At 73.8% G+C, this 22,927-nt stretch carries 22 protein-coding genes and 4 tRNA genes; 20 read left to right on the plus strand and 6 right to left on the minus strand.

Going from position 1 to position 22,927, the window contains the following annotated elements; translation table 11 throughout:
• Window positions 1–38: 38 nt before the first annotated feature.
• Complete coding sequence (gene pdxR / locus ACI8AA_RS10710; protein ID WP_457044484.1) at window positions 39–1,421, plus strand: MocR-like pyridoxine biosynthesis transcription factor PdxR; 1,383 nt, start codon at window positions 39–41, stop codon at window positions 1,419–1,421.
• A 25-nt stretch (window positions 1,422–1,446) separates the two neighbouring features.
• Here pdxR and ACI8AA_RS10715 read toward each other — a convergent pair whose 3' ends face one another.
• Both ACI8AA_RS10715 and ACI8AA_RS10720 read right to left on the minus strand, forming a co-directional pair.
• The gene (locus tag ACI8AA_RS10715; RefSeq protein ID WP_456929535.1) at window positions 1,447–2,559 is read right to left on the minus strand and encodes a 2-oxoacid:ferredoxin oxidoreductase subunit beta; all 1,113 of its coding nucleotides are present in this window, start codon (window positions 2,557–2,559) and stop codon (window positions 1,447–1,449) included.
• The gene (locus ACI8AA_RS10720) at window positions 2,556–4,499 is read right to left on the minus strand and encodes a 2-oxoacid:acceptor oxidoreductase subunit alpha (protein ID WP_457044433.1); all 1,944 of its coding nucleotides are present in this window, start codon (window positions 4,497–4,499) and stop codon (window positions 2,556–2,558) included. Before ACI8AA_RS10720 ends, ACI8AA_RS10715 begins: the two co-directional genes overlap by 4 nt.
• Before the next feature lie 224 nt (window positions 4,500–4,723).
• Between ACI8AA_RS10720 and ACI8AA_RS10725 the strand changes: the two genes are divergently transcribed.
• Window positions 4,724–5,578, plus strand: coding sequence for a M48 family metalloprotease (locus ACI8AA_RS10725; protein WP_457044434.1), 855 nt, complete (start codon window positions 4,724–4,726; stop codon window positions 5,576–5,578).
• 7 nt (window positions 5,579–5,585) lie between these two features.
• On the opposite strand, the gene ACI8AA_RS10730 is transcribed toward ACI8AA_RS10725, so the two are convergent.
• The gene (locus ACI8AA_RS10730) at window positions 5,586–6,626 is read right to left on the minus strand and encodes an anti-sigma factor RsbA family regulatory protein (RefSeq protein ID WP_457044435.1); all 1,041 of its coding nucleotides are present in this window, start codon (window positions 6,624–6,626) and stop codon (window positions 5,586–5,588) included.
• 92 nt (window positions 6,627–6,718) lie between these two features.
• Entirely contained in the window at window positions 6,719–7,210 is a 492-nt protein-coding gene (locus ACI8AA_RS10735) for a YajQ family cyclic di-GMP-binding protein (protein ID WP_457044436.1), read from the minus strand.
• An 89-nt stretch (window positions 7,211–7,299) separates the two neighbouring features.
• On the opposite strand from ACI8AA_RS10735, the gene ACI8AA_RS10740 reads away from it, so the two are divergent.
• A tRNA-Tyr gene (locus ACI8AA_RS10740) sits at window positions 7,300–7,381 on the plus strand.
• A 68-nt stretch (window positions 7,382–7,449) separates the two neighbouring features.
• Here ACI8AA_RS10740 and ACI8AA_RS10745 read toward each other — a convergent pair.
• Window positions 7,450–7,842 carry a pilus assembly protein TadG-related protein gene (locus tag ACI8AA_RS10745; protein WP_457044437.1) on the minus strand — a complete coding sequence of 131 codons (393 nt, stop codon included), beginning with the start codon at window positions 7,840–7,842 and terminating at the stop codon, window positions 7,450–7,452.
• 667 nt (window positions 7,843–8,509) lie between these two features.
• Between ACI8AA_RS10745 and ACI8AA_RS10750 the strand changes: the two genes are divergently transcribed.
• The 7 genes from ACI8AA_RS10750 to ACI8AA_RS10780 all read left to right on the plus strand — a co-directional run bounded on the left by ACI8AA_RS10750 (window position 8,510) and on the right by ACI8AA_RS10780 (window position 13,892).
• Window positions 8,510–10,996 (plus strand): putative bifunctional diguanylate cyclase/phosphodiesterase, encoded by a 2,487-nt coding sequence (locus tag ACI8AA_RS10750; RefSeq protein WP_457044438.1) that lies wholly within the window; start codon window positions 8,510–8,512, stop codon window positions 10,994–10,996.
• An 85-nt stretch (window positions 10,997–11,081) separates the two neighbouring features.
• Window positions 11,082–11,154, plus strand: a tRNA-Thr gene (locus ACI8AA_RS10755).
• Window positions 11,155–11,199: 45 nt separating this feature from the next.
• A tRNA-Met gene (locus ACI8AA_RS10760) sits at window positions 11,200–11,273 on the plus strand.
• A 99-nt stretch (window positions 11,274–11,372) separates the two neighbouring features.
• Entirely contained in the window at window positions 11,373–11,537 is a 165-nt protein-coding gene (gene rpmG, locus ACI8AA_RS10765) for a 50S ribosomal protein L33 (RefSeq protein WP_113811290.1), read from the plus strand.
• A 32-nt stretch (window positions 11,538–11,569) separates the two neighbouring features.
• A complete protein-coding gene (locus ACI8AA_RS10770) occupies window positions 11,570–12,016 on the plus strand; it encodes an FAS1-like dehydratase domain-containing protein (RefSeq protein ID WP_457044439.1) in 447 nt (148 codons plus the stop codon).
• Window positions 12,013–12,441: a MaoC family dehydratase gene (locus ACI8AA_RS10775; RefSeq protein ID WP_457044440.1), complete on the plus strand. Its 429-nt coding sequence runs from the start codon at window positions 12,013–12,015 to the stop codon at window positions 12,439–12,441. The genes ACI8AA_RS10770 and ACI8AA_RS10775 overlap by 4 nt, the downstream gene beginning before the upstream one ends.
• Window positions 12,438–13,892 (plus strand): M1 family aminopeptidase, encoded by a 1,455-nt coding sequence (locus ACI8AA_RS10780; RefSeq protein ID WP_457044441.1) that lies wholly within the window; start codon window positions 12,438–12,440, stop codon window positions 13,890–13,892. Before ACI8AA_RS10775 ends, ACI8AA_RS10780 begins: the two co-directional genes overlap by 4 nt.
• Window position 13,893: 1 nt before the next feature.
• Here the strand turns inward: ACI8AA_RS10780 and ACI8AA_RS10785 are convergent, their stop codons facing one another.
• Window positions 13,894–15,126 (minus strand): pyridoxal phosphate-dependent aminotransferase, encoded by a 1,233-nt coding sequence (locus tag ACI8AA_RS10785; protein WP_457044442.1) that lies wholly within the window; start codon window positions 15,124–15,126, stop codon window positions 13,894–13,896.
• A 279-nt stretch (window positions 15,127–15,405) separates the two neighbouring features.
• On the opposite strand from ACI8AA_RS10785, the gene ACI8AA_RS10790 reads away from it, so the two are divergent.
• The 10 genes from ACI8AA_RS10790 to ACI8AA_RS10835 all read left to right on the plus strand — a co-directional run bounded on the left by ACI8AA_RS10790 (window position 15,406) and on the right by ACI8AA_RS10835 (window position 22,927).
• Window positions 15,406–15,478: transfer RNA gene (locus ACI8AA_RS10790), tRNA-Trp, on the plus strand.
• Window positions 15,479–15,619: 141 nt separating this feature from the next.
• The gene (gene secE, locus ACI8AA_RS10795; RefSeq protein ID WP_457044443.1) at window positions 15,620–16,165 is read left to right on the plus strand and encodes a preprotein translocase subunit SecE; all 546 of its coding nucleotides are present in this window, start codon (window positions 15,620–15,622) and stop codon (window positions 16,163–16,165) included.
• 42 nt (window positions 16,166–16,207) lie between these two features.
• A complete protein-coding gene (nusG, locus tag ACI8AA_RS10800; RefSeq protein WP_457044444.1) occupies window positions 16,208–17,113 on the plus strand; it encodes a transcription termination/antitermination protein NusG in 906 nt (301 codons plus the stop codon).
• A gap of 87 nt (window positions 17,114–17,200) precedes the next feature.
• On the plus strand, window positions 17,201–17,632 hold the full coding sequence (gene rplK / locus ACI8AA_RS10805) for a 50S ribosomal protein L11 (RefSeq protein WP_387987792.1): 432 nt from the start codon (window positions 17,201–17,203) through the stop codon (window positions 17,630–17,632).
• Window positions 17,633–17,763: 131 nt separating this feature from the next.
• Window positions 17,764–18,483, plus strand: coding sequence for a 50S ribosomal protein L1 (rplA, locus tag ACI8AA_RS10810; RefSeq protein WP_457044445.1), 720 nt, complete (start codon window positions 17,764–17,766; stop codon window positions 18,481–18,483).
• A gap of 331 nt (window positions 18,484–18,814) precedes the next feature.
• Window positions 18,815–19,417, plus strand: coding sequence for a 50S ribosomal protein L10 (gene rplJ / locus ACI8AA_RS10815; protein ID WP_457044446.1), 603 nt, complete (start codon window positions 18,815–18,817; stop codon window positions 19,415–19,417).
• Between the two features lie 17 nt (window positions 19,418–19,434).
• Window positions 19,435–19,830 carry a 50S ribosomal protein L7/L12 gene (gene rplL / locus ACI8AA_RS10820; protein WP_456929520.1) on the plus strand — a complete coding sequence of 132 codons (396 nt, stop codon included), beginning with the start codon at window positions 19,435–19,437 and terminating at the stop codon, window positions 19,828–19,830.
• A 280-nt stretch (window positions 19,831–20,110) separates the two neighbouring features.
• Window positions 20,111–21,241: an ABC transporter ATP-binding protein gene (locus tag ACI8AA_RS10825; protein ID WP_457044447.1), complete on the plus strand. Its 1,131-nt coding sequence runs from the start codon at window positions 20,111–20,113 to the stop codon at window positions 21,239–21,241.
• On the plus strand, window positions 21,238–22,053 hold the full coding sequence (locus ACI8AA_RS10830) for an MlaE family ABC transporter permease (RefSeq protein ID WP_457044448.1): 816 nt from the start codon (window positions 21,238–21,240) through the stop codon (window positions 22,051–22,053). Before ACI8AA_RS10825 ends, ACI8AA_RS10830 begins: the two co-directional genes overlap by 4 nt.
• Window positions 22,054–22,057: 4 nt before the next feature.
• Entirely contained in the window at window positions 22,058–22,927 is an 870-nt protein-coding gene (locus ACI8AA_RS10835) for an MlaE family ABC transporter permease (RefSeq protein ID WP_457044449.1), read from the plus strand.

Consider the following 22,927-nt stretch of genomic DNA (forward strand, 5'->3'; position numbering starts at 1 on the left):
TCGACCAGGCCACTTCGGGCACGGAGGCGCACGTGGACATGCCACCGGTCGTCCTCGACCGCACCGCCGGCCGCCCGCTCGCGGTCCAGCTCGCCGACGCGCTGCGCACCGCGGCCGCCGGCGGGGTGCTGCGCCCCGGCGACCGGCTGCCGTCCACACGGGAGCTCGCCGCGGCCCTCCGGGTCAGCCGCACCGTGACCGCCGCCGCCTACGACCAGCTCCTCGCCGAGGGGTGGGCCGCCGGCCGTCGCGGCGCGGGCACCTTCGTCGTCGGCACGGCACCAGCCGGGACGCCGCTGCCCGCGCCGCGCGCCGGCCGGACCCGGCCGGCCCCCGTGACCGTCGACCTGCGCGCCGGGTCGCCGTGCCTGGAGGTGCTCGACCGCGCCGCCTGGCGCCGGGCGTGGCGCGCCGCCGGGGACGGGCCTCCCGACGCCGCGCCCGAGCCCGCGGCCGACCCCGCCTTCCAGGCCGCGGTCACCGGGCACCTGCTGCGGCACCGCGGCCTGCCGGTGGACCCCGCCGACGTGCTCGCCACCGCGGGCACGTCCGCCGCCGTCAGCGAGCTCGCCCGCCTGCTGCCGCCGGGCAGCCGGGTCGGCGTGGAGGACCCCGGCTACCAGCGGGCGGCCGGCGCCCTGCGCGCGGCCGGCGTCGAGGTCGTGCCCTGCCCGGTCGACGACGACGGCCTGGTCGTCGACGCCGTCCCGGACGGGCTGGCCGCGGTCTACTGCACGCCCGCGCACCAGTGGCCGCTGGGCCGGCGGATGTCGGCGGGCCGCCGCGTCGCGCTGGTCGCCCGCGCGCGGGCCGGGGGCTGGTGGGTGCTCGAGGACGACTACGACGGCGAGCTGCGCTACGACGTCGCCCCGCTGCCGCTGCTGGCCGCGCTGGCCCCCGACGTCGTGGTGCACCTCGGCACCAGCAGCAAGGTCGTCAGCCCGACGCTCGGCACCGGCTGGCTGGTGGCGCCGCCGGGCCTGCGGGCGGAGCTGGTGACCGCCCGGACGGCCACCGGCACCCGACCCGCCCGCGCCGGGCAGCGGGTGCTCGCGGCGCTGGCGTCCTCCGGCGACCTGGCCCGGCACCTGCGGCGGTTGCGCCGGGAGCTGTCCGAGCGGCGGGCCCTCGTGGTGCACGCGCTGACCGCGGCGGGCGTGGCCGTCGTTGGGGACCCGGCGGGCGCGCACGTGCTCGTCCCGCTGCCGGACCGCGCGGCCGAGGAGGCGGTGGTCGCCGCCGCGGCCGCCCGCGGGCTCGCCGTCGACGGGCTGGCCCGGCACCTGACCGGCCCGGGGCCGCACGACCCGGCCGCCGGCCTGGTCCTGGGCTTCGCCGCCCCGTCCCGCGCCGAGCTCACCCGGGCGCTCCCCGTCCTCGCCGGGGTGCTCGCGGAGACGCGCCGGGCCCGCCTCCCCTGAGGGAGACGGGCCCGGCGGAGGCGCCTCAGGCGGAGACGGTCCAGGTGTCGTTGCCGGCCAGCAGGGCGTCGAGGTCGCCGGCGCCGCCGGTGCGGGCCTCCTCGAGCTGGTCGAGCATCATCCGGTCGTAGGTGGGCTTGCGCACCGACCGGAAGACGCCCATCGGCGTGTACCGCAGGTCCTGGCTGGACAGCCGCGACAGCGCGAACGCGTAGGACGGGTCCTGGCGGGTCGCGTCGTGGACGACGATCTCGCTCGCGTCGACCTGGTTGGTCTCGGCGATCCGCAGGCCCCCGAAGTCGTCGCGGACCACGCACGAGGCGCCGTCCGGGCCGAACACCAGCGGCTCGCCGTGGACCAGCGGGATCGTCCACATCGGGCCGGTGGCCGGGTCCTTGAGCAGGTCGAAGGCGCCGTCGTTGAAGATGTTGCAGTTCTGGTAGATCTCCACCAGCGCGGTGCCCTCGTGCTCGGCCGCCTGCCGCAGCACCTCGGTGAGGCCCTTGCGGTCGGAGTCCATCGCCCGGCCGACGAACGTGGCGTCGGCGCCGATGGCCAGCGAGACCGGGTTGAACGGGTGGTCCAGCGAGCCCATCGGGGTGGACTTGGTTACCTTGCCGACCTCGGACGTCGGCGAGTACTGGCCCTTGGTGAGCCCGTAGATCCGGTTGTTGAACAGCAGGATCGTCATGTTCACGTTGCGGCGCAGCGCGTGGATCAGGTGGTTGCCACCGATCGACAGCGCGTCGCCGTCACCGGTCACGACCCACACCGACAGGTCCGGCCGGGAGGCGGCCAGGCCGGTGGCGATGGCCGGGGCGCGGCCGTGGATCGAGTGCATCCCGTAGGTGTTCATGTAGTACGGGAAGCGCGAGGAGCAGCCGATGCCCGAGACGATGACCATGTCCTCGCGGGCGATCCCGAGCGAGGGCAGGAAGCTCTGGACCGCGTTGAGGATGACGTAGTCACCGCAGCCGGGGCACCAGCGCACCTCCTGGTCGGTCTTCATGTCCTTGGCCTTGAGGGCCGTCTGCTTCTCGCCCTGGCTGACGACCGAGTCGGCGATCGCCTGCTGGATGCGGTCGTCGATCGGCGTCCCCGGCATGCCGAGGTCGTGCACGTGCGGGGAGGTGGTCACTGCAGGCCTCCGGTGCTGGCGGTCGGAGTGGTGGAGTCGATGACGTCCTGGACCGCCCCGGCCAGCTCGGCGGCCCGGAAGGGCAGCCCGCGCACCTGGGTGTGGCTCTGGACGTCGACGAGGTACTTCGCGCGGAGCAGCAGCGCGAGCTGCCCCATGTTCATCTCGGGGCAGACCACCCGGTCGTACCGGCTCAGCACGTCGCCGAGGTCGGCCGGCATCGGGCTGACGTGCCGCAGGTGGATCTGGGCGACCTTGCGGCCCGAGCGCCGGATCCGCCGGCAGGCGGCCCCGATCGGTCCGTAGGTGGAGCCCCAGCCGATGACGGCGACCCGCGCGTCGCCGTCGGGGTCGTCGACGTCGGTGGGCGGGATGTCGGCGGCGATGCCGTCGACCTTGGCCTGCCGCAGCCGGGTCATCAGGTCGTGGTTGGCCGGGTCGTAGGAGATGTTGCCGCTCTTGTCGGCCTTCTCCAGCCCGCCGATGCGGTGCTGCATGCCCGCGGTGCCCGGGACCGCCCACGGCCGGGCCAGGGTCTCGGGGTCGCGCAGGTAGGGCAGGAACTCCGGCGTGCCGTCGGCGGTGGCGCCGTTGGGCTCGGTGGCGAACTCCACCCGCAGGTCGGGCAGCTCGTCGGCGGCCGGGATCGCCCACGGCTCCGCGCCGTTGGCCAGGTAGCCGTCGGACAGCAGCATGACCGGCGTCCGGTACTTCAGCGCGATCCGCGACGCCTCGAGCGCGGCGTCGAAGCAGTCGGCGGGGGAGCGCGGCGCGATCACCGGCAGCGGCGCCTCGCCGTTGCGGCCGAACATCGCCTGCAGCAGGTCCGACTGCTCGGTCTTGGTGGGCAGGCCGGTCGAGGGCCCGCCGCGCTGCACGTCCACGATCACCAGCGGCAGCTCGGTCATCACGGCCAGGCCGATGGTCTCGGACTTCAGCGAGACGCCGGGGCCCGACGTCGTCGTGATGCCCAGCGCGCCGCCGAACGAGGCGCCCAGCGCCGCGCCGATGCCGGCGATCTCGTCCTCGGCCTGGAAGGTGCGCACGCCGAAGGCCTTGTGCCGGGACAGCTCGTGGAGGATGTCCGACGCCGGGGTGATCGGGTAGGCGCCGAGGAAGACCGGCAGGCCCGACCGCTGGCCGGCGGCGACCAGCCCGAGGGCCAGCGCCTGGTTGCCGGAGATGTTGCGGTAGCGGCCCGGCGCCATCGGGGCCGGCTTGATCTCGTAGGAGACGGCGAAGGCCTCGGTCGTCTCGCCGTAGTTGTAGCCGGCGCGGAAGGCCGCGATGTTCGCCGCGGCGATCTCCGGCTTGCGGCGGAACTGCCGCTCCAGGAAGCGGACGGTGCCCTCGGTGGGCCGGTGGTACATCCAGCTCAGCAGCCCGAGGGTGAACATGTTCTTGCTCCGCTCGGCCTCCTTCTTGCCGAGCCCGGAGTCCTTGAGCGCCTCCAGCGTCATGGAGGTCAGCGGCACGGCGACGACCTGCCAGCCGTCGAGCGAGCCGTCCTCGAGGGGGTTGGTCGCGTAGCCGACCTTCGCCAGGTTGCGCGGGGTGAACTCGTCGCTGTCGGCGATCACCAGCCCGCCGCCGGGCAGGTCGGAGAGGTTGGCCTTGAGCGCCGCGGGGTTCATCGCGACCAGCACGTCCGGGGCGTCGCCCGGCGTCATGATGTCGTGGTCGGCGAAGTGCAGCTGGAAGGAGCTGACGCCGGGCAGCGTCCCCGTCGGCGCGCGGATCTCGGCGGGGAAGTTGGGCAGCGTCGACAGGTCGTTGCCGAAGGACGCCGTCTCGCTGGTGAACCGGTTGCCGGTCAGCTGCATCCCGTCGCCGGAGTCGCCGGCCAGCCGGATGACGACGCGGTCGAGTTCGACGACGCTCTTGACGAGCCCGCCGGGGGCCGAGCTGCCGGGCGTTGCAGGCGATCCGGTGACGGTCATCAGGTGTACCTCCGACGGCTCAGATTACGGGCCGGGTTCACGGGCCGGTCCTGTGAGGCGGCTCACGGGACCCGTCGCCGCGCGCGGCGCTCTCGGCACCAACCCTCCCCGACGGGCCGCTGTTCCGCTCCACTCCCGTCCGTGACGGGGGTCGCAGCACGGGGGCCGGGAACGGCGGTCGCGGCCGTTCCGTTCACCGGGGCGTGCGGCGATGGGACAACGGGGTGCGGACCGCGCTCCTCCTGGGCCTGGTGGCCGGTCTCGCCCTCGCCGCCGGGGCGCTGGTGGGCGGGCGCGGCGGTCTGCTCGTGGCGCTCGTCGTCGCGCTCGGGGTCAACGGCTGGGCCTGGTACTCCTCCGACCGGCTGGCCCTGCGCGCCATGCGGGCCTTCCCGGTGACCGAGACGCAGGCGCCGGGCCTGTACGCGATGGTGCGCGAGCTGGCCACGCAGGCCCGCCAACCGATGCCGCGCCTCTACGTGAGCCCCACCGACCAGCCCAACGCCTTCGCCACCGGGCGCACGCCGCGCCGGGCCGCGCTCTGCTGCACCCAGGGCATCCTCGAGCTGCTCGACCGCCGCGAGCTGCGGGCGGTGCTCGCCCACGAGCTCTCGCACGTCCGCAACCGCGACGTCCTGGTCGGCTGTGTCGCCGGCGCCCTGGCCAGCGTCGTCACCTACCTGGCGCACCTGGCCACGTTCGCCACGCTGTTCGGCGGCCGCTCCGACGACGACCGCGACGGCGGCGTCCCCGGGACCGTGCTGCTGGTGCTGCTCGGCCCGCTGGCCGCCGGGCTGGTGCGGCTGGCGGTCACCCGCGGCCGGGAGTACGAGGCCGACGCCGACGGCGCCCGCCTCAGCGGCGACCCGCTGGCCCTCGCCAGCGCCCTGCGCCGCATCTCCGCCGGCGCCACGGCCCGCCCGCTGCCCGCCGACGACCGGCTGGTCGCGCAGAGCCACCTCATGATCGCGGCACCGGTCCGCGCCGCGGGGCTGGCGGCGCTGTTCTCCACCCACCCGCCGATGGCGCAGCGGATCGCCCGGCTGGAGCGCATGGCAGGGGAGTCCGGCCGCGGCTGACCCGGCCTCAGGTCCAGGACGTCGACAGGCGGACGCTGGTGCCCGCGTCGTCGCGGCGGATGGCGACGTGGTCGCACAGCTGGCGGGCCAGCCACAGACCCATCCCGCCGTGGGACAGGTCCTCCCCGTGCGCGGGCCCGTAGCCGGCGAACGGGTCGTCCAGCCCGCGGCCGGAGTCGCGGACGGTGGCCACCAGCCGCCCGGGCGCCGTCCACAGCCGCAACCCGGCCGGCGGGGAGCCGTGCCGGACCGCGTTGGACGTCATCTCGTCCACCGCCATGAGGAAGTCCTCGAGCACGTCGGCCGGCCCGTCGACGGAGTCCAGGTGGGCGCGGACGGCGTGCCGCAGGCCGGCGTAGTCGGTGATGTCGTCGTCGGCCAGCGCCGGGACCGTGGCCTCGAGCGGCTCGTCGGGCACCGGCAGGGCCCGCAGGTAGGTGGCCGGTTCGACGTACTGGGGGTTGACCGCCCGGCCGTCGGGGGTGACGACGCCGGGGTGCGTGTGCAGCGCGGAGGCCAGCAGCGGGTCGGGCAGCGCGGAGCTGAAGACGCACAGGCCCCACAGCGGCAGCGCGGCGAACGCGTCGTTGATGACCGACTCGTAGGCCTGCCACTCCCGCCAGTCCGCCGGGCCGGCGCCGAAGTCGACCTCGCCGACGCACCGGACCAGCCGGCCGGACGCGGCGTGCTGCTCGGCGAACCGGCGGAAGGCCGTGATCGCCGTGGGGGTGCGGGACCGGTACAGCCGGTGCCGCTCGACGACGACCACCCGCGGGTCCCGGCCGACGGCCTCCCACAGCGGGCCGGCGGTCTCCGGCCCGGTCGCGATCACGGCCGCGTCCCCGCACTCGAGGCCCTCGAGCAGCCACGGCGCGGCCGCGGCGGCGACGTCGTCGGCCGTGTCGTAGACGAGCGCGTCGTGCCGTGAGCCCGCGGGCGGCAGGGGACCCGCGTCGTGTGCGTCGTGGCCGGCGGCGGCGGAGCCGTCGCGGCGCACTGCGCCGTCCCCGGGCTCCCCACCGGTCCGCCAGCTCCCGTGGAGGACCATCGCCCCCACGGTAACCGGCCCCGCCGGGAGGGTCGCACGCCCGCGGACGGCGACCGCCCGATCGGGGCGGTCGCCGTCCGCGGGTCCGCCGGTCAGCGGTAGTTGTCGAACTGGAGGGCGACGTCGAGGTCCTGCGCGCGCAGGAGTCGCTGCACCTCCTGCAGGTCGTCCCGCTTCTTGCCGCTGACGCGGAGCTGGTCGCCCTGGATCTGCGCCTGCACGCCCTTGGGGCCCTCGTCGCGGATGATCTTCGCGATCTTCTTGGCCACGTCGGACTCGATGCCCTGCTTGATCCGCGCCGACAGCTTGTAGGCCTTGCCGGAGGACTGCGGCTCGTCGGCGTCGAGCGCCTTGAGCGAGATGCCGCGCTTGACGAGCTTGTCCTTGAAGACGTCGAGGGCGGCGGTGACCCGCTCCTCGGTGTCGGCCTGGAGGAGGACGCCGTTCTCGCCGGCCCAGGCGATGCTGGCGTTGGTCCCGCGGAAGTCGAAGCGCTGGGCGAGCTCCTTGCCCGCCTGGTTGATCGCGTTGTCGATCTCCTGGTGGTCGACCTTGCTCACGACGTCGAAGGACGAGTCGGCCATGTCTGCTCCTCACCCCGCGCGGAGGACCCGCGTCGGGACCTCGTCGGGCCGTCGCCGGCCCGTCTTGTACGCTCTCCCCGTGGGTCCACGGCGGGTTGCCCGAGTGGCCAATGGGAGCGGACTGTAAATCCGTCGGCTTAGCCTACGAAGGTTCGAATCCTTCACCCGCCACCCCTCGCAGAGCGGCCCCCGACCAGCAGGTCGGGGGCCGCTCTCGCGTTCCGGGTCCGTGTCCGGCCTCAGGGCAGCGTCGGGGCCTGCGCGCCGGCCACCGCGGTGACCTCCAGCGGCCGCCCGCCGAGGAACAGCCAGCCGAAGGCGATGTGCACCGCCCGCGTGCAGCGGACCGTGACCTCGGTGCCGTCGGTCTCCGCCGACCAGGCGTCCAGGGCGGTCCCGCCGTCGGCCAGGTGGTCGGCGACGGCGGCCCGCGCCGTCTCGCCGGTCAGGGGCAGCGCCCCGCCCACGCCGGTGGCGTAGACCCGCCCCTCGTCGGTCCGGTTGGCGGCGGCCAGGGCCGCGCCGTCGCACACCGCCTGCACGTCCTGGTGCTCGAGGAAGGCGTCGGACGCGGCGACGGCGCCCAGCGCCATGAACGCGGCGACCAGCCAGCAGACGAGGACGAAGGGCATCGCGGAGCCCCGCTCCGCCCCGCCGTCGACCGGCCTCCCGCCTCCTCGCACGGCGCGCAGCGTAGGTGCGGTGCGGCTCCGGCGGGCCGGCGTCCACAGACACGGTCGATCACACGAGCACCACCTGTCACCCGTGCCGGTGACGTGTTGCTGATCAACAACCACGTTCCGTAGTGACACTACGGGCCGTCACCCGTTCGTGATGCTCTGTGCTTGCCTCGCCCGAGTGAGGGAAACGATGGTTCCGGGCGCGGTCCGTACTCGAACGACGCTCTGCCCCCGCGCCTGGGTGACAGCCGCACTGACAGCTGTCTTTTCCATGCCTGAGGAGGCGTCATGGGCACCACCACGTCCACGGTCCTGTCTGCGCGCGGCAACCGTTGGAGCCGGGGTAACCGCTGGAGCCGGGGCAACCGCTGGAGCCGCGGCAACCGCTGGAGCTGACCTCCACGCTCCTGAGCGGAGGCAGCCGCCGCCCGTGGCCGGCGGCTGCCTCCGAGGGGTGAGATCGCTCTCAACCAGCGGTCTCCGCTGTTAGCCTCGGCCGACGCCCGCCCACCGAAGAGACAGGGTCCCGTTGGCCGAGCCCCAGGCTCCCGTCGTGGAGCAGCCCGAGACCTCGGCCGTCCCAGCCGAGGCCGTCGACGCGCGCGTGCGACGGGCATGGGTGCCCGTCTGGGGAACCGCGCTGATCACGCTGGTCCTCGGACTCCTCGTCCTGCCGTCCGCTGCTGAGTCGGCGTCGCTGCTGGCCGTGCTGGCGATGTTCGTCGCCTTCCTGGTCACCGAGTCGGTCAAGCTCGACCTCGAGGTGCGGCGCCAGACGTTCTCCCTGACGCCGATGGAGCTCGTCGTCGTCATCGCGCTGGTCGAGGTCGGCGGCCTGTGGGCCGCCGTGGCACGCGGCGCCGCGGTCCTCCTCGTCCTGGTGCGTCAGCGGTACGCACCGATGAAGACGGTCTTCAACGTCGCGCTCGCCGTCCTCGAGGTGACCGCGGCGGTGGCGGTCCTGCAGCTGTTCCCGCCGGCCGATCTCAGCTCGCCGCTGACCTGGGCCGGCCTGGCCGTCGCCGTCACCGTCGCCGACATCGTCTCCGCGGCCTGCGTCGCCGCCATCATCACGATGACCGACGGCCGACTCGACCGGCGCTTCTGGATCGACGCCCTGGTGCCGCAGTTCGTCGTCGGGCCCCTGAGCGTGGCCGCCGGTGTCGGAGCCCTGCTGCTCACGAAGGGCAACGGCTGGACCTGGCTGCTGATCCTCCCGATCCTCGCCGCGATGATCGCGGTGTTCCGGCTCTCGGCCTCGGCGCTGCGTGAGCGGCGGACCGTGCAGCAGGTCTACGAGTTCGCCCGGCGGGTGGAGCAGGTGCGGCCGGACGCCGACGGGCCGCTGCAGATCGTCCAGGCCGTCCAGGAGCTGCTCAACGCGGACAAGGTCGCGCTGTGGCTGCCGCCCTACCTCGACGAGCCGCCGCGGCTGGTCGTGGCCGGCGACGGCGGCGTCACCTGGTACGACGGTCCGGCCGACCCCGAGGACGTCCTGCGCCTGCGGGTGCTGACGTCCGGGTCCTCCGAGCCGGTCCTGGTGGCCGCCGGCCGCGCGACGCCCGCCGAGTCCGCCGCCCTGGCCCGCCGCGGTGCCCAGGAGGTCCTCGGCGCCCCGGTGGCGACGGCGGCCGGCGAGCCCGGCTACCTCGAGGTGTGCGACCGGCGCAGCGACGTCGTGTCCTTCTCCGGCAGCGACCGCTCCGCGCTGGACTCGATGCTGACCCACGTCAACGCGGCCATCCGCCAGCAGCAGCTGCTCACCCAGATCCGCTACGACGCCGACCACGACCGGCTCACCGGGCTGCCCAACCGGCAGCGGCTGGCCGCCGAGATCGACCAGATGCTCGGCGCCGACCCGGTCGGGGCGCGGGCCGGCCTGGTGCTCGCCGCCCTGGACAACCACACCGAGATCGTCGACACCCTCGGACACGCCGCCGCCGACGAGCTGCTGCTGGTCACCGCGGGCCTGCTGCGCGAGCACGCGCCGCCGGACGCGCTCGTCGCGCGGATGGAGGGCGAGCAGTTCGCCGTCCTCCTGCCGGGGCTGTCCCTGCCGGCGACCGAGCGGGCCGCCCGGCGGCTGCGCGAGGCCACCTCCACCCGGGCGCGGGTCGCCGGCCTGGACCTCGAGGTCACGCTGACCGTCGGCGTCGCGGCCGCGCCGGTCCACGGCACGGACTCCGGCACGCTCATGCAGCGGGCCGACGTCGCGCTGCTGGCGGCCGCCTCCGAGAGCGGCGGCGTCGCCAGCTACCACCAGGTGCTGGACCAGCAGAGCCTGCGCCGCCTGCAGCTGGGCACCGAGCTCGAGCAGGCCATGGCCGACGGGCAGATCAGCGTCGTCTTCCAGCCCATCATCGACGCCCGGACCTCCGACATCGTCTCCGTGGAGACCCTCGTCCGCTGGGCGCACCCGCGCTTCGGCGCGATCCCGCCGGACGACTTCATCCACCTCGCCGAGCAGATCGGCCGCATCGGCCCGCTCACCGACCACGTGCTGGACCTCGCGCTGGCCCGCTGCCGGCGGTGGCTGGACCAGGACATCGCGCTGTCGGTCGCGGTGAACCTCTCCGCCCGCTGCCTGGCCGAGCCGGACCTGGTCGAGCGGGTGCAGCGCGCGCTGCGCCGCCACGGCGTCCCGGGGGAGCTGCTCATCCTCGAGCTGACCGAGGGCAGCGTCGTCGACGACTCGGTGCGCTCGGGCACCGTCCTCACCGACCTGCACGCCCTGGGCCTGCGGCTGTCGATGGACGACTTCGGGACCGGCTACTCGTCGCTGTCCCAGCTGCGGCAGCTGCCGATCGACGAGGTGAAGATCGACAAGTCCTTCGTGCTGGGGATGTCCACCAGCCAGGGGGAGTCGTTCATCGCCCGTTCGATCATCGAGCTCGCGCACAACCTCGGCCTGCGCGTGGTCGCCGAGGGCGTCGAGGACGAGCTGACCCGCAAGCTGCTCACCGAGATGGGCTGCGACAAGCTCCAGGGCTTCCTGGTCAGCCGGCCGCTGGCGGACGAGGTGCTGGAGAAGTGGCTGCTCGCGCGCACCGGTGTGCGGTCCGCCGCGCCCGGCGCCCAGCACCGCCGGCTGTTCGTCCGCGCCTGACTGTTACAGTCGTCTGGCACACCCCGGAGGGGGTGCGAGACCGCCGGAGACGGTGGGGTAGAGTTCCCTCCGGCTCAGTGAGCACGCCCCTTTAGCTCAGTCGGCAGAGCGTCTCCATGGTAAGGAGAAGGTCTACGGTTCGATTCCGTAAAGGGGCTCCGACCCACCGGTCCTGTCGCGAGACCGGGCCGCGCGGTCTTCCCGGCGGTGTAGCTCAGCCTGGCAGAGCAAGCGGCTCATAATCGCTGTGTCACCGGTTCAAATCCGGTCACCGCTACCCCTGACGGACCCCGTACCCCGGGGTCCGTCGCCGTGTCGGCACCCGCCGCCACGGTCCCGGCCCCCGGGCCGGTCCGCACAAGGCGAGGAGTGCCCCATGGCAGCCACCGACGTCCGTCCGAAGATCACCCTGGCCTGCCAGGAGTGCAAGAGCCGCAACTACATCACCCGCAAGAACCGGCGGAACGACCCCGACCGGCTCGAGCTGAAGAAGTACTGCCCGCGGGACAGGAAGCACACGGTCCACCGCGAGACCCGCTGACGCAGGTCCGCGAGGAGCGAGGGAGGGCGGGAGTGGCGCTGGACGCAGGACTGGTCGGGCGCAGCTACCCGCCCTCCGCCGTCTACGAGGTCGGTCGCGCCAAGATCGCCGAGTTCGCCGCCGCCGTCGGCGCGGCCGACCCGGTGCACACCGACGCCGACGCCGCCCGCGCGGCCGGCCACCCCGACGTCGTCGCGCCGCCCACCTTCGCCATCGTGGTCACCCTGGGCGCCGCCGACGTCGTGCTGGACGATCCCGACGTGGCCCTCGACTACAGCCGGGTGGTGCACGGCGAGCAGCGCTTCACCCACCACCGGCCGATCCGCGCCGGCGACCGGCTGGTGAGCACCACGACCATCGAGGCGGTGCGCAGCGTGGCCGGCAACGACCTGCTCACCACCCGCGTCGACGTCGCCACCGAGGACGGCGAGGCCGTCTGCACCGCCACCTCGATGCTCGTGGCCCGGGGGACGGCGTGAGCGCCCGGCTGCGGGCCGCCGACGTCGCCGTCGGCACCGAGCTGCCCGAGCAGGCGCACCGGGTCACCCGCGCGGACCTCGTCCGCTACGCCGGCGCCTCCGGCGACCTCAACCCGATCCACTGGAGCGACCGGGTCGCCACCGGCGTCGGCCTGCCCGGCGTCATCGCCCACGGGATGCTCACGATGGGCCTGGCCGCCCGCGCGGTGACCGACTGGGCCGGCGACCCGGGCGCCGTCGTCGAGTACCAGGTCCGCTTCGGCCGCCCGGTGGTCGTGCCCGACGACGACACCGGGGCCGAGGTCACCGTCCGCGGCAGGGTCGGCGCCGTCCTCGACGACGGCCGGGTGCGCGTGGACCTCACGGTCACCAGCGGCGGCGAGAAGGTGCTGTCCCTCGCCCGCGCCACCGTCGCACTGGCATGACCCCCCGGCGGGCCCTGCCGGTCGCGGCCGCGGCCCTGCTCCTGCTGGCCGGCTGCGGCACCTCCTTCACCGAGACGCTCGCCGCGGAGGACTCCTCCTCGGCGGCGCCGTCGTCGCCGGGCCAGGAGGACGGCGGCGGCGGGGACGACGCCCCGAGCTGCCCGGCCGAGCGCGCCGAGCCCGACCCCGACCGCCCCGTCGTCGACCTGGAGTTCCGGCTCTCCGACGACGGGCGCACCGTCACCGGCACCGAGAACATCGTCTTCACCCCGGACCGCGCCACCGACGAGATGGTGTTCCGGCTGGTGCCCAACAGCCCCGGCGCGACCGAGCTGGGCAACCGGATCACGGTGGACGACGTCCGCGGTGACGACGTCGACCAGGCCGGCTACGAGGACGCCGGCGCCGAGGGCCCGGGCGGGCTCTACGTGCTCCAGCTCGACGGCGAGCTCGACGCCGGCGAGTCCACCGAGGTGGAGCTGGACTTCACCGTCTCCCTCGGCGGCAGCGGCTTCGAGCGGCTGGGCGCGGCCGAGGACGTGTCCTGGTGGGCCAGCGGCTTCCCGCTGCTGGCCTGGGAGCCCGGCGTGGGCTGGGCCCGCGACCCGTTCGTCGGCATCCTCGGCGAGACCGCCACCAGCCCGGTCGCCGACACCACGATCAGCGTCTCGGCGCCCGAGGACCTCGTCGTCCTCATGACCGGTGACCAGGACGAGCCCTCCGAGCCCGAGGACGGCCGGCGCACCTGGACCGCGCACGAGCCGGTCGCCCGCGACGTCAGCGTCGCCGCCGGGGAGTTCCGGACCGCCACCCTCACCTCGCCGAACGGCGTCGAGATCACCACCGGCGTGCTGCCGGACTCGCGGACCGGCCCGGGCGAGCTCGCCGACTGGACCAGCGAGGACGTGACCGCCCTCGCCGACCGGTTCGGCCCCTTCCCGTACGACACCCTCACCGTGCCGCTGCTGCCCGACCAGGGTGGCGGCATCGAGTACCCCAGCTCGATCCTGCTCGCCGGCGCCAGCCGGGTCGTGCTCGAGCACGAGGTCGCGCACATGTGGTTCTACGGGATGGTCGGCGACTCGCAGTTCCGCGACCCCTGGCTCGACGAGGCCTTCGCCACCTACGCCGAGAGCGACGGCGACGTGCCGCAGGAGCAGCTCGACGCGACGCTGGCCGCACCGGGCGACGTCGGCGCGGCGATGGACGAGTTCTCCGACACCGGCAGCTACTTCGACGTCGTCTACGGCAAGGGCGGCGCCGCGCTGGTCGCCGCCCGGCAGGCCGCCGGCGCCACGGAGTTCGACGCCGCGCTGCGCTGCTACGTGCAGCTCAACGCGTGGACGATCGCCACGCCCGCCGACCTCGCGCTGGCGCTGGCCGACCTCCCGGCCGCCACCGAGGTGCTGGTGGCGGCCGGCGCCCTCGACGAGGACGACCTGCCGGACTGAGTCAGCCGAGCAGGCGCTGCAGCCGGCCGACGCCCTCGGCCAGGTCGTCGTCACCGAGCGCGTAGGACATCCGCACGTAGCCCGGCGTGCCGAAGGCCTCCCCGGGGACGACGGCGACCTCGGCCTCCTCCAGCACGATCTCGGCGAACTCCGCGCTGCTCGACGCCGTGCGGCCGTTGATCGGCCGGCCCAGCAGGCCCTTCACCGACGGGTACACGTAGAAGGCGCCCTGCGGCTCGGGGCAGGTGATGCCGGGGATCTCCCGCAGCATCGACACGATCGTCTTGCGGCGCCGGTCGAACGCCGTCCGCATCGCGTCCACCGCCGACAGGTCGCCGGTCAGCGCGGCCACCGCCGCCGCCTGGGACACGTTGGCGACGTTCGAGGTGGCGTGCGACTGCAGGTTGGTCGCGGCCTTGACGACGTCGGCCGGGCCGACGATCCAGCCGACCCGCCAGCCGGTCATCGCGTAGGTCTTGGCCACCCCGTTGACGACGACGCAGCGATCGGCGAGCCCGGGCACCACGACCGGCATCGACGGCGCGGTGACCCCGCCGTAGGTCAGGTGCTCGTAGATCTCGTCGGTGAGCACCCACAGCCCGGCCTCCAGGGCCCAGCGGCCGATGGCCTCCACCTGGTCGGGCGGGTAGACCGCGCCGGTCGGGTTGGACGGCGAGACGAACAGCAGCACCTTGGTGCGCTCGGTGCGCGCGGCCTCGAGCTGCTCGACGGAGACGAGGTAGCCGCTGTCCTCGTCGGCGACGACGGGCACCGGCACGCCGCCGGCCAGCCGGATCGCCTCCGGGTAGGTGGTCCAGTAGGGCGCGGGCACCAGCACCTCGTCGCCGGGGTCGAGCATCGTGGCGAACGCCTCGTACACGGCCTGCTTGCCGCCGTTGGTCACCAGCACCTGCGCCGGCGTGACGGCCAGGCCCGAGTCGCGCGCCGTCTTGGCGACGATCGCCTCCTTGAGCGCGGGCAGGCCGCCGGCCGGCGTGTACCGGTGCATCGCCGGCTGCCGGGCCGCGGCGATCGCCGCCTCGACGACGTAGTCCGGCGTCGGGAAGTCCGGCTCACCGGCGCCGAAGCCGATGACCGGCTTGCCCGCCGCCTTGAGCGCCTTGGCCTTCGCGTCCACCGCGAGCGTGGCGGACTCGGCGATGGACCCGATGCGCCGCGAGACGCGGCGCTCGGCGGGGGAGAGGGCGGACTCCGACGGGGAGACGGCGGTCATGGGTCCATCGTGTCAGGCGCCACGCCGCCGGGGCCCGCCAGTTCCCGGTCCCCCCGCGGCACGACGTGCGCGACCCCCGCCGGCGGCACCACCCCCGGTGCTCCTGCGCGGGAGGTCCCCCGGAGCGCGCTCACGGACCGGTCCCGCGGTCCCGTACACTGGCAACCCTGGGGCGTTCGACCCCGCCACCGGCGTGCCCCGGATCCTCCCGGGACCGGCGCGCCGAGGGCGAGGCCCGACCGTCCCGGGGCAGCCCGGGGTCACCGGCCCCGGGCGCCTAGGGGTGTAGCTCAATTGGCAGAGCAGCGGTCTCCAAAACCGCAGGCTGCAGGTTCAAGTCCTGTCACCCCTGCCCGTGCCGCCGGCCCGTGCCGGCGGGCAGCACGACCCGGCACGACCGCGCACCGGCTCCCGGACGCGGTCCCCGGCCGGCGAGCACCACACCAGACGGCCCGACAGCAGCGGCCACCAACCACGACGCGAGCGAGGCGCAGTGAGCGAGAAGCCGGGCCGCGGGGAGGACCCCCGTACCGCCTCCGACGCCGAGCTGTCCGACGAGCAGCTCGACCGCGAGGCCCCGGGCGTCGAGGACGCCGCCGAGCTGGAGGCCGCCGAGGACGAGGTCGCCGCCGAGGCCGAGGCCGAGGAGGACAAGGTCGTCAGCGCCCCGGCCCGCCGCCGCGGCGGCCGGATCACCGCCGGCGACGACGAGGACGGCGAGCCGGCCGCCCCGCGCACCCGGCGCCCCGCCCGCGAGGAGGCCGCCGGCAGCCGTCCCGCCGGCCGCGCCGCCGAGGGCTCCGGCACCCGGTCCCGGGCCGCCGCGCAGCGGGCGCGGGCCGAGGAGGTCCGGCAGAAGCGCAGCCTGCGCCGGTTCCTGCGCGAGGTCGTCGCCGAGCTCCGCAAGGTCATCTGGCCCGGCCGCCGGGAGCTGATCACCTACACGACCGTCGTCATCCTCTTCGTGGCGTTCATGGTGGCGCTCGTCGCGGGCCTCGACGTCCTCTTCGCGCAGGGCGTGCTCGCCGTCTTCGGCTGACCGCCCCCTGCGCCTGACCGCACCCGACAAGGAAGAGACCCCGTGACCGACCCCCGCGAGCCCTTCGACACCGACAGCGACGTCGAGGCCATCGACCTCGACGACCAGCGGATGGACGTCCGCGGCAGCGTCGACCTCGAGACCGGCGCGGACGAGGCCGGCTCCGCCGAGGGCTCGGTCGACACCGCCGACCAGGACACCGCCACCGGTGTCGCCGACGTGACCCCCGCGGTCGAGGGCGGCGGTCGCGACAGCCTGGTCGGCGACCCGCTGGCCGCGCCGGCCCCCGACCACGACCCGGTCGTCACCGAGGCCCTGGCCGAGGCGGAGGCCGCGGACGAGGACCCGCGCGAGACGCTCAAGCGGACCCTGCGGACCCAGTTCGGCGACTGGTACGTCATCCACTCCTACGCGGGCTACGAGAACAAGGTGAAGACCAACCTCGAGTCCCGCATCCAGTCGCTGGACATGGAGGACTACATCTTCCAGATCGAGGTGCCCACCGAGGAGGTCACCGAGATCAAGAACGGCAAGCGCACCCAGGTCAACCGGAAGAAGCTGCCCGGCTACCTGCTCGTCCGGATGGACCTCAACGACGAGTCCTGGGGCGCGGTCCGCAACACCCCCGGCGTCACCGGCTTCGTCGGCGCCACCTCGCGGCCCTCGCCGCTGAGCATCGACGAGGTCGTCAACCTGCTGGTGCCCGACGCCCCGCCGCAGGCGGCGAAGGCGACCGAGGCGGCCTCGCCCGCGGCGGCGTCCGCGCCGACCGCCGTCGTCGACTTCGAGATCGGCGAGTCGGTGACCGTCATGGACGGCCCGTTCGCCACCCTCCCGGCGACCATCAACGAGATCAACGCCGAGCAGCAGAAGCTGCAGGTGCTGGTCTCCATCTTCGGCCGGGAGACGCCGGTCGAGCTGTCGTTCACCCAGGTCGCCAAGATCTGACGAAGGACCCCGTCGCCCCCCTTCGCTCGTAAACTCGCGCGGGGCCCTGCGACGGGGCCGTTCCATCCCGTCACGAAGAAGGAAGTCATGCCCCCCAGGAAGCGGTTGACCGCGGTCATCAAGCTCCAGATCAACGCCGGTGCGGCCACCCCCGCGCCGCCCGTGGGTCCGGCGCTCGGCCAGCACGGCGTCAACATCATGGAGTTCTGCAAGGCGTACAACGCCGCCACGGAGTCGCAGCGCGGCAACGTGGTCCCGGTCGAGATCTCGGTGTACGAGGACCGCTCGTTCACCTTCGTCACCAAGACCCCGCCGGCCGCCCGCATGCTGCTCAAGGCCGCGGGCGTCGAGAAGGGCTCGGGCGAGCCGCACAAGACCAAGGTCGCCACGGTCACCCGCGACCAGGTCCGCGAGATCGCACAGACCAAGATGCCCGACCTCAACGCCAACTCGCTGGACGAGGCCGAGCGGATCATCGCCGGCACCGCCCGGTCGATGGGCATCACCGTCACCGGCTGACGGAAGCCGCCGGCGACCGGCGGCGTTGCACCACCCGGGGCTCGCCCGAGCCCCGCGCACCTGTGGGAGGGCCTGCGCCAGGCCCGCACACCACGAGATCCCCGCACCCGCGGCGGGGGAGAGGAACCACCATGGCGAAGCACGGCAAGAAGTACCTCGAGGCGGCCGCCAAGGTCGACCGCGAGAGCCTGTACAGCCCGCTGCAGGCGGCGGAGCTGGCGAAGCAGACCTCGCCGACCACCTACGACGCCACCGTCGAGGTGGCCATGCGGCTGGGCGTCGACCCGCGCAAGGCCGACCAGATGGTCCGCGGCACGGTCAACCTGCCGCACGGCACCGGCAAGACCGCCCGCGTCATCGTCTTCGCGACCGGTGACAAGGCCGCCGAGGCCGAGGCCGCCGGCGCCGACGTCGTCGGCTCGGACGACCTGATCGCGCGCATCCAGGAGGGCTTCCTGGACTTCGACGCCGCGATCGCCACGCCCGACCAGATGGCCAAGGTCGGCCGGATCGCCCGCATCCTCGGCCCCCGCGGCCTGATGCCGAACCCGAAGACCGGCACCGTGACCCCCGACGTCACCAAGGCCGTCGCGGACATCAAGGGCGGGAAGATCAACTTCCGCGTCGACAAGCAGGCCAACCTGCATCTGGTGATCGGCAAGACCTCCTTCGACGAGGCCAAGCTGGTCGAGAACTACGCCGCGGCGCTGGACGAGGTGCTGCGCGCCAAGCCGGCCGCGGCCAAGGGCCGGTACCTGAAGAAGGTCACCATCTCCACCACGATGGGCCCGGGCATCCCGGTCGACCCGAACCGCACCCGCAACCTGACGGTGGACGAGCCCACGGCGTGAGCTCCTGCTGAGACCGTCCCGGAGGCCCCGCCGCGCACCTCGTGCGGCGGGGCCTCCTGGCGTTCCGGGCACCGGCCGCCGCCTCCGGCCCGACGTCGCGTATGCTGGTCGGCGTTCCCCCCACGACCGCTGGTCGTCGCACGCCCGCGTGCGATCGAAGGTCCCGGACCCCCGGGCGGCCCGCGCAGGAGGACGGTTCGATCGCCGCGGCGCCCCGTGCCCGCGTCCCTCGCCCCGTGCGCCCTGCGCCGGGGCGTTCCTCGTCTCCGGGCCCCGTTCGCGCGCTCTCGTACGACGCACGGGTGGTCACCCGTCCGACGAGAGGAGGCCCATGCCCACGCAGGCGAAGGCCGCTGTGATCGACGAGATCACCGAGCGGTTCCAGAAGTCCAGCGCGGCCGTGCTCACCGAGTACCGCGGGCTGACCGTGTCGCAGCTGACCCAGCTGCGGCGTTCCCTCGGTGCGGGCAGCAGCTACGCCGTCGTCAAGAACACCCTGACGAAGCGGGCGGCGGACTCGGTCGGCCACACCGACCTGGCCCCGCTGCTCAACGGCCCGACCGCGATCGCCTTCATCGAGGGCGACGTCGTCGAGGCCGCCAAGGCCATCCGCGACTTCGCGCGCGCCAACCCGCTGCTCGTCGTCAAGGGCGGCGTCGTCGAGGGCCGCACCGTCGGCCCCGCCGAGGTCACCGCTCTCGCCGACGTCGAGCCGCGCGAGGTGCTGCTGGCCAAGCTGGCCGGCGCGATGAAGGGCAACCTCACCAAGGCCGCCGGGCTGTTCCAGGCCCCGCTGTCCCAGGTCGCCCGCCTGGCCGCCGCGCTGCAGGAGAAGAAGCCCGCCGAGGGCGACTCCGCTGCCGCCGACACCGCTGCTGCCGACACCACCACCGACTCCGCTGACGCCGCGGACACCGCGGCCAGCACCGACTGACCCCAGAAGGAGAGATCATGGCCAAGCTGTCCACCGCGGAGCTGCTCGACGCGTTCAAGGAGATGACGCTGCTCGAGCTGTCCGACTTCGTGAAGCAGTTCGAGGAGACCTTCGAGGTCACCGCGGCTGCCCCCGTCGCCGTCGCGGCCGCCCCGGCCGCCGGTGGTGCCGGTGACGGCGGTGCCCCCGCCGCCGAGGAGCAGGACGAGTTCGACGTCATCCTCGAGGCCGCCGGCGACAAGAAGATCCAGGTCATCAAGGAGGTGCGCGGCCTGACCTCGCTCGGCCTCAAGGAGGCCAAGGACCTGGTCGACGGCGCGCCGAAGCCGGTCCTGGAGAAGGTCGCCAAGGACGCCGCCGAGAAGGCCAAGGCCGCTCTCGAGGGCGCCGGCGCCACCGTCACCATCAAGTGACGCCGTCCCCGGCCTGAGCCGGGGACCAGCACCACCCAGCACGCCACAGGGGCCGCTCTCCTCCGGGAGGGCGGCCCCTGTCGCGTCCGCCCCCTCGGTGGGGTGGTGTGACAGCGACCGGTGTCACGTCGAACGAGTGATCCACGTAACCTCCCCCTCCGGTCCTCGTTACCCGTGAGTACGAGGAGGCGGTGTCCCCGGCGCACGGGGGGCCGCGCCGGGACGCGGTCCCGGGGCTCCCGCCGCGCGCGGGCCCCGGACACGGGCGAGGAGGTCGACGGTGGGCGTCGCGGTCCAGGTCGAGGGGCTGACCAAGTCCTTCGGCAGCCAGAACATCTGGAGCGACGTCACCCTCACGCTGCCGCCGGGGGAGATCTCCGTGCTGCTGGGCCCCTCGGGCACCGGCAAGTCGGTCTTCCTCAAGTCGCTGGTCGGGCTGCTCAAGCCCGAGCGCGGCTCGATCGTCATCACCGACACCGACATCGTCCGGTGCGGCGAGGCCAAGCTGTACGAGGTCCGCAAGTTGTTCGGTGTCCTGTTCCAGGACGGCGCGCTGTTCGGCTCGATGAACCTCTTCGACAACATCGCCTTCCCGCTGCGCGAGCACACGCGGAAGAGCGAGTCCGAGGTCCGCCGCATCGTCCTCGAGAAGATGGACATGGTCGGCCTGCAGGGCGCCGAGGGGAAGCTGCCCGGCGAGATCTCCGGCGGCATGCGCAAGCGCGCCGGCCTCGCCCGCGCGCTGGTGCTCGACCCCGAGATCATCCTGTTCGACGAGCCGGACTCGGGGCTGGACCCGGTCCGCGTCGCCTACCTCAACCAGCTGATCGTCGACCTCAACGCGCAGATCGACGCCACCTTCCTCATCGTCACGCACGACATCGGCACCGCCCGCACCGTGCCCGACAACCTCGGCCTGCTCTACCGCAAGCACCTGGCCATGTTCGGCCCGCGTGAGCAGCTGCTCACCTCGCAGGAGCCGGTGGTCCAGCAGTTCCTCAACGGCCGCCGCGAGGGCCCGATCGGCATGAGCGAGGAGAAGGACGTCGCGCAGGTCGAGGCCGAGATGGCCGCCCTGCAGGCCCGCGGCGGCGACCGGCACAACGGCGTCGGGCCCAAGGGCGCCGTCGGCGGCGACGCCGTCCCGCCGCAGCTGGACCCCTCCCCGGGCCTGCCCGAGCGGCGCGCCCAGCGCCGCCGCCAGGAGCGCGTGGCCCGCATGCTGCACCAGTTCGACCCGGCCACCGCCACGGCCATCCGCGCCTCCCTGCCCGAGGACCTGCTCGCCCAGGTCGACGCCGGCGTGTTCGCGCCGACGACCGACGCCACCGGCCGGCACTGGGACACCTCGCAGATCGTCGGCGCGACGGCGGCCGGCGGCTCCCTGCCCGGCCCACGGGACGGCCGGTGACGGCCACCGGGAAGCCGGAGGCGCCGGGCCTGCTCGACGGGAAGCTCTCCCCGGTCCGGCCGCTGCGGGCCAGCGGCACGCTGTTCGCCTTCGCGCTCGACACCTTCCGCGCGCTGCCCAGACGGCCCTTCCAGCTGCGCGAGTTCGTGCAGCAGACCTGGTTCGTCGCCAGCGTCACCATCCTGCCGACGGCGCTGGTCGCGATCCCCTTCGGCGCGGTCATCGCCCTGCAGCTGGGCTCGCTGACCCGCCAGCTCGGCGCCCAGTCCTTCACCGGCTCGGCGTCGGTGCTGGCCGTGCTGCGCGAGGCCAGCCCGATCGTCACCGCGCTGCTCATCGCCGGCGCCGGCGGCTCGGCCATCTGCGCGGACCTCGGCGCCCGCAAGATCCGCGACGAGATCGACGCCATGGAGGTGCTCGGGATCAACCCGATCCAGCGCCTCGTCGTCCCCCGGGTCCTGGCCGCGATGCTGGTCGCCACCCTGCTCAACGGCCTGGTCAGCGTCGTGGGCGTGGCCGGCGGCTACTTCTTCAACGTCGTCCTGCAGGGCGGCACCCCGGGCGCCTACCTGGCGTCGTTCGGCGCGCTCGCGCAGGTCGAGGACTTCTGGTCCGGTGAGATCAAGGCCCTCGTGTTCGGGCTGATCGCCGGGATCGTCGCCTCGTACAAGGGGCTGCGCGCCGGCGGCGGGCCCAAGGGCGTCGGCGACGCGGTGAACCAGTCGGTGGTCATCACCTTCCTGCTGCTGTTCGCCGTGAACTTCGTGATGACGGCGATCTACTTCCAGCTCGTCCCGCCGAAGGGGCAGTGACCCGATGGCACTGCTCTCCCCGGTCGACCGGGTCCGCGTCGGCACGCGCCGGCTGGTCCGCGGCGTCTACGGCCGCCCGATGGACACCCTCGAGGACCTCGGCGACCAGCTGTCCTTCTACGGCCGGGCCCTGGGCTGGACGCCGCGCACGCTGCGCCGCTACAAGCGCGAGACGTTCCGGCTGCTCGCCGAGGTCACCTTCGGCACCGGCGCGCTGGCGGTCATCGGCGGCACGGTCGGCGTCATCGCGTTCCTGTCGTTCTTCACCGGCACCGAGGTCGGCCTGCAGGGCTACGCGGCGCTGGACCAGCTCGGCACCTCGGCGTTCACCGGCTTCCTCTCGGCGTACTTCAACACCCGGGAGATCGCCCCGCTGGTCGCCGGGCTGGCGCTGTCGGCCACCGTCGGCTGCGGCTTCACCGCCCAGATCGGCGCCATGCGGATCAACGAGGAGATCGACGCCCTCGAGGTCATGGGCGTCCCCTCGCTGCCGTTCCTGGTGACCACCCGCATCGTCGCGGGGTTCGTCGCGGTCGTCCCGCTCTACGTCATCGGCCTGCTGAGCAGCTACTTCGCCACCCGGACCATCACCACCGAGGCGTACGCGCAGTCGGCCGGCACCTACGACCACTACTTCAACCTCTTCCTGCCGCCGCAGGACGTGCTGTGGTCGTTCGTCAAGGTGCTCGTCTTCGCCGTCGTGATCATCCTGAGCCACTGCTACTACGGCTACCGGGCCAGCGGCGGCCCGGCCGGCGTCGGCCTCGCCGTGGGCCGGGCGGTGCGCTTCTCGATCGTGGCGGTCATGGTCATCGACCTGTTCCTGTCGCTGGCCATCTGGGGTTCGACGACGACCGTCCGGATCGCGGGGTGA

Source organism: Geodermatophilus sp. SYSU D01180, from assembly GCF_054050415.1.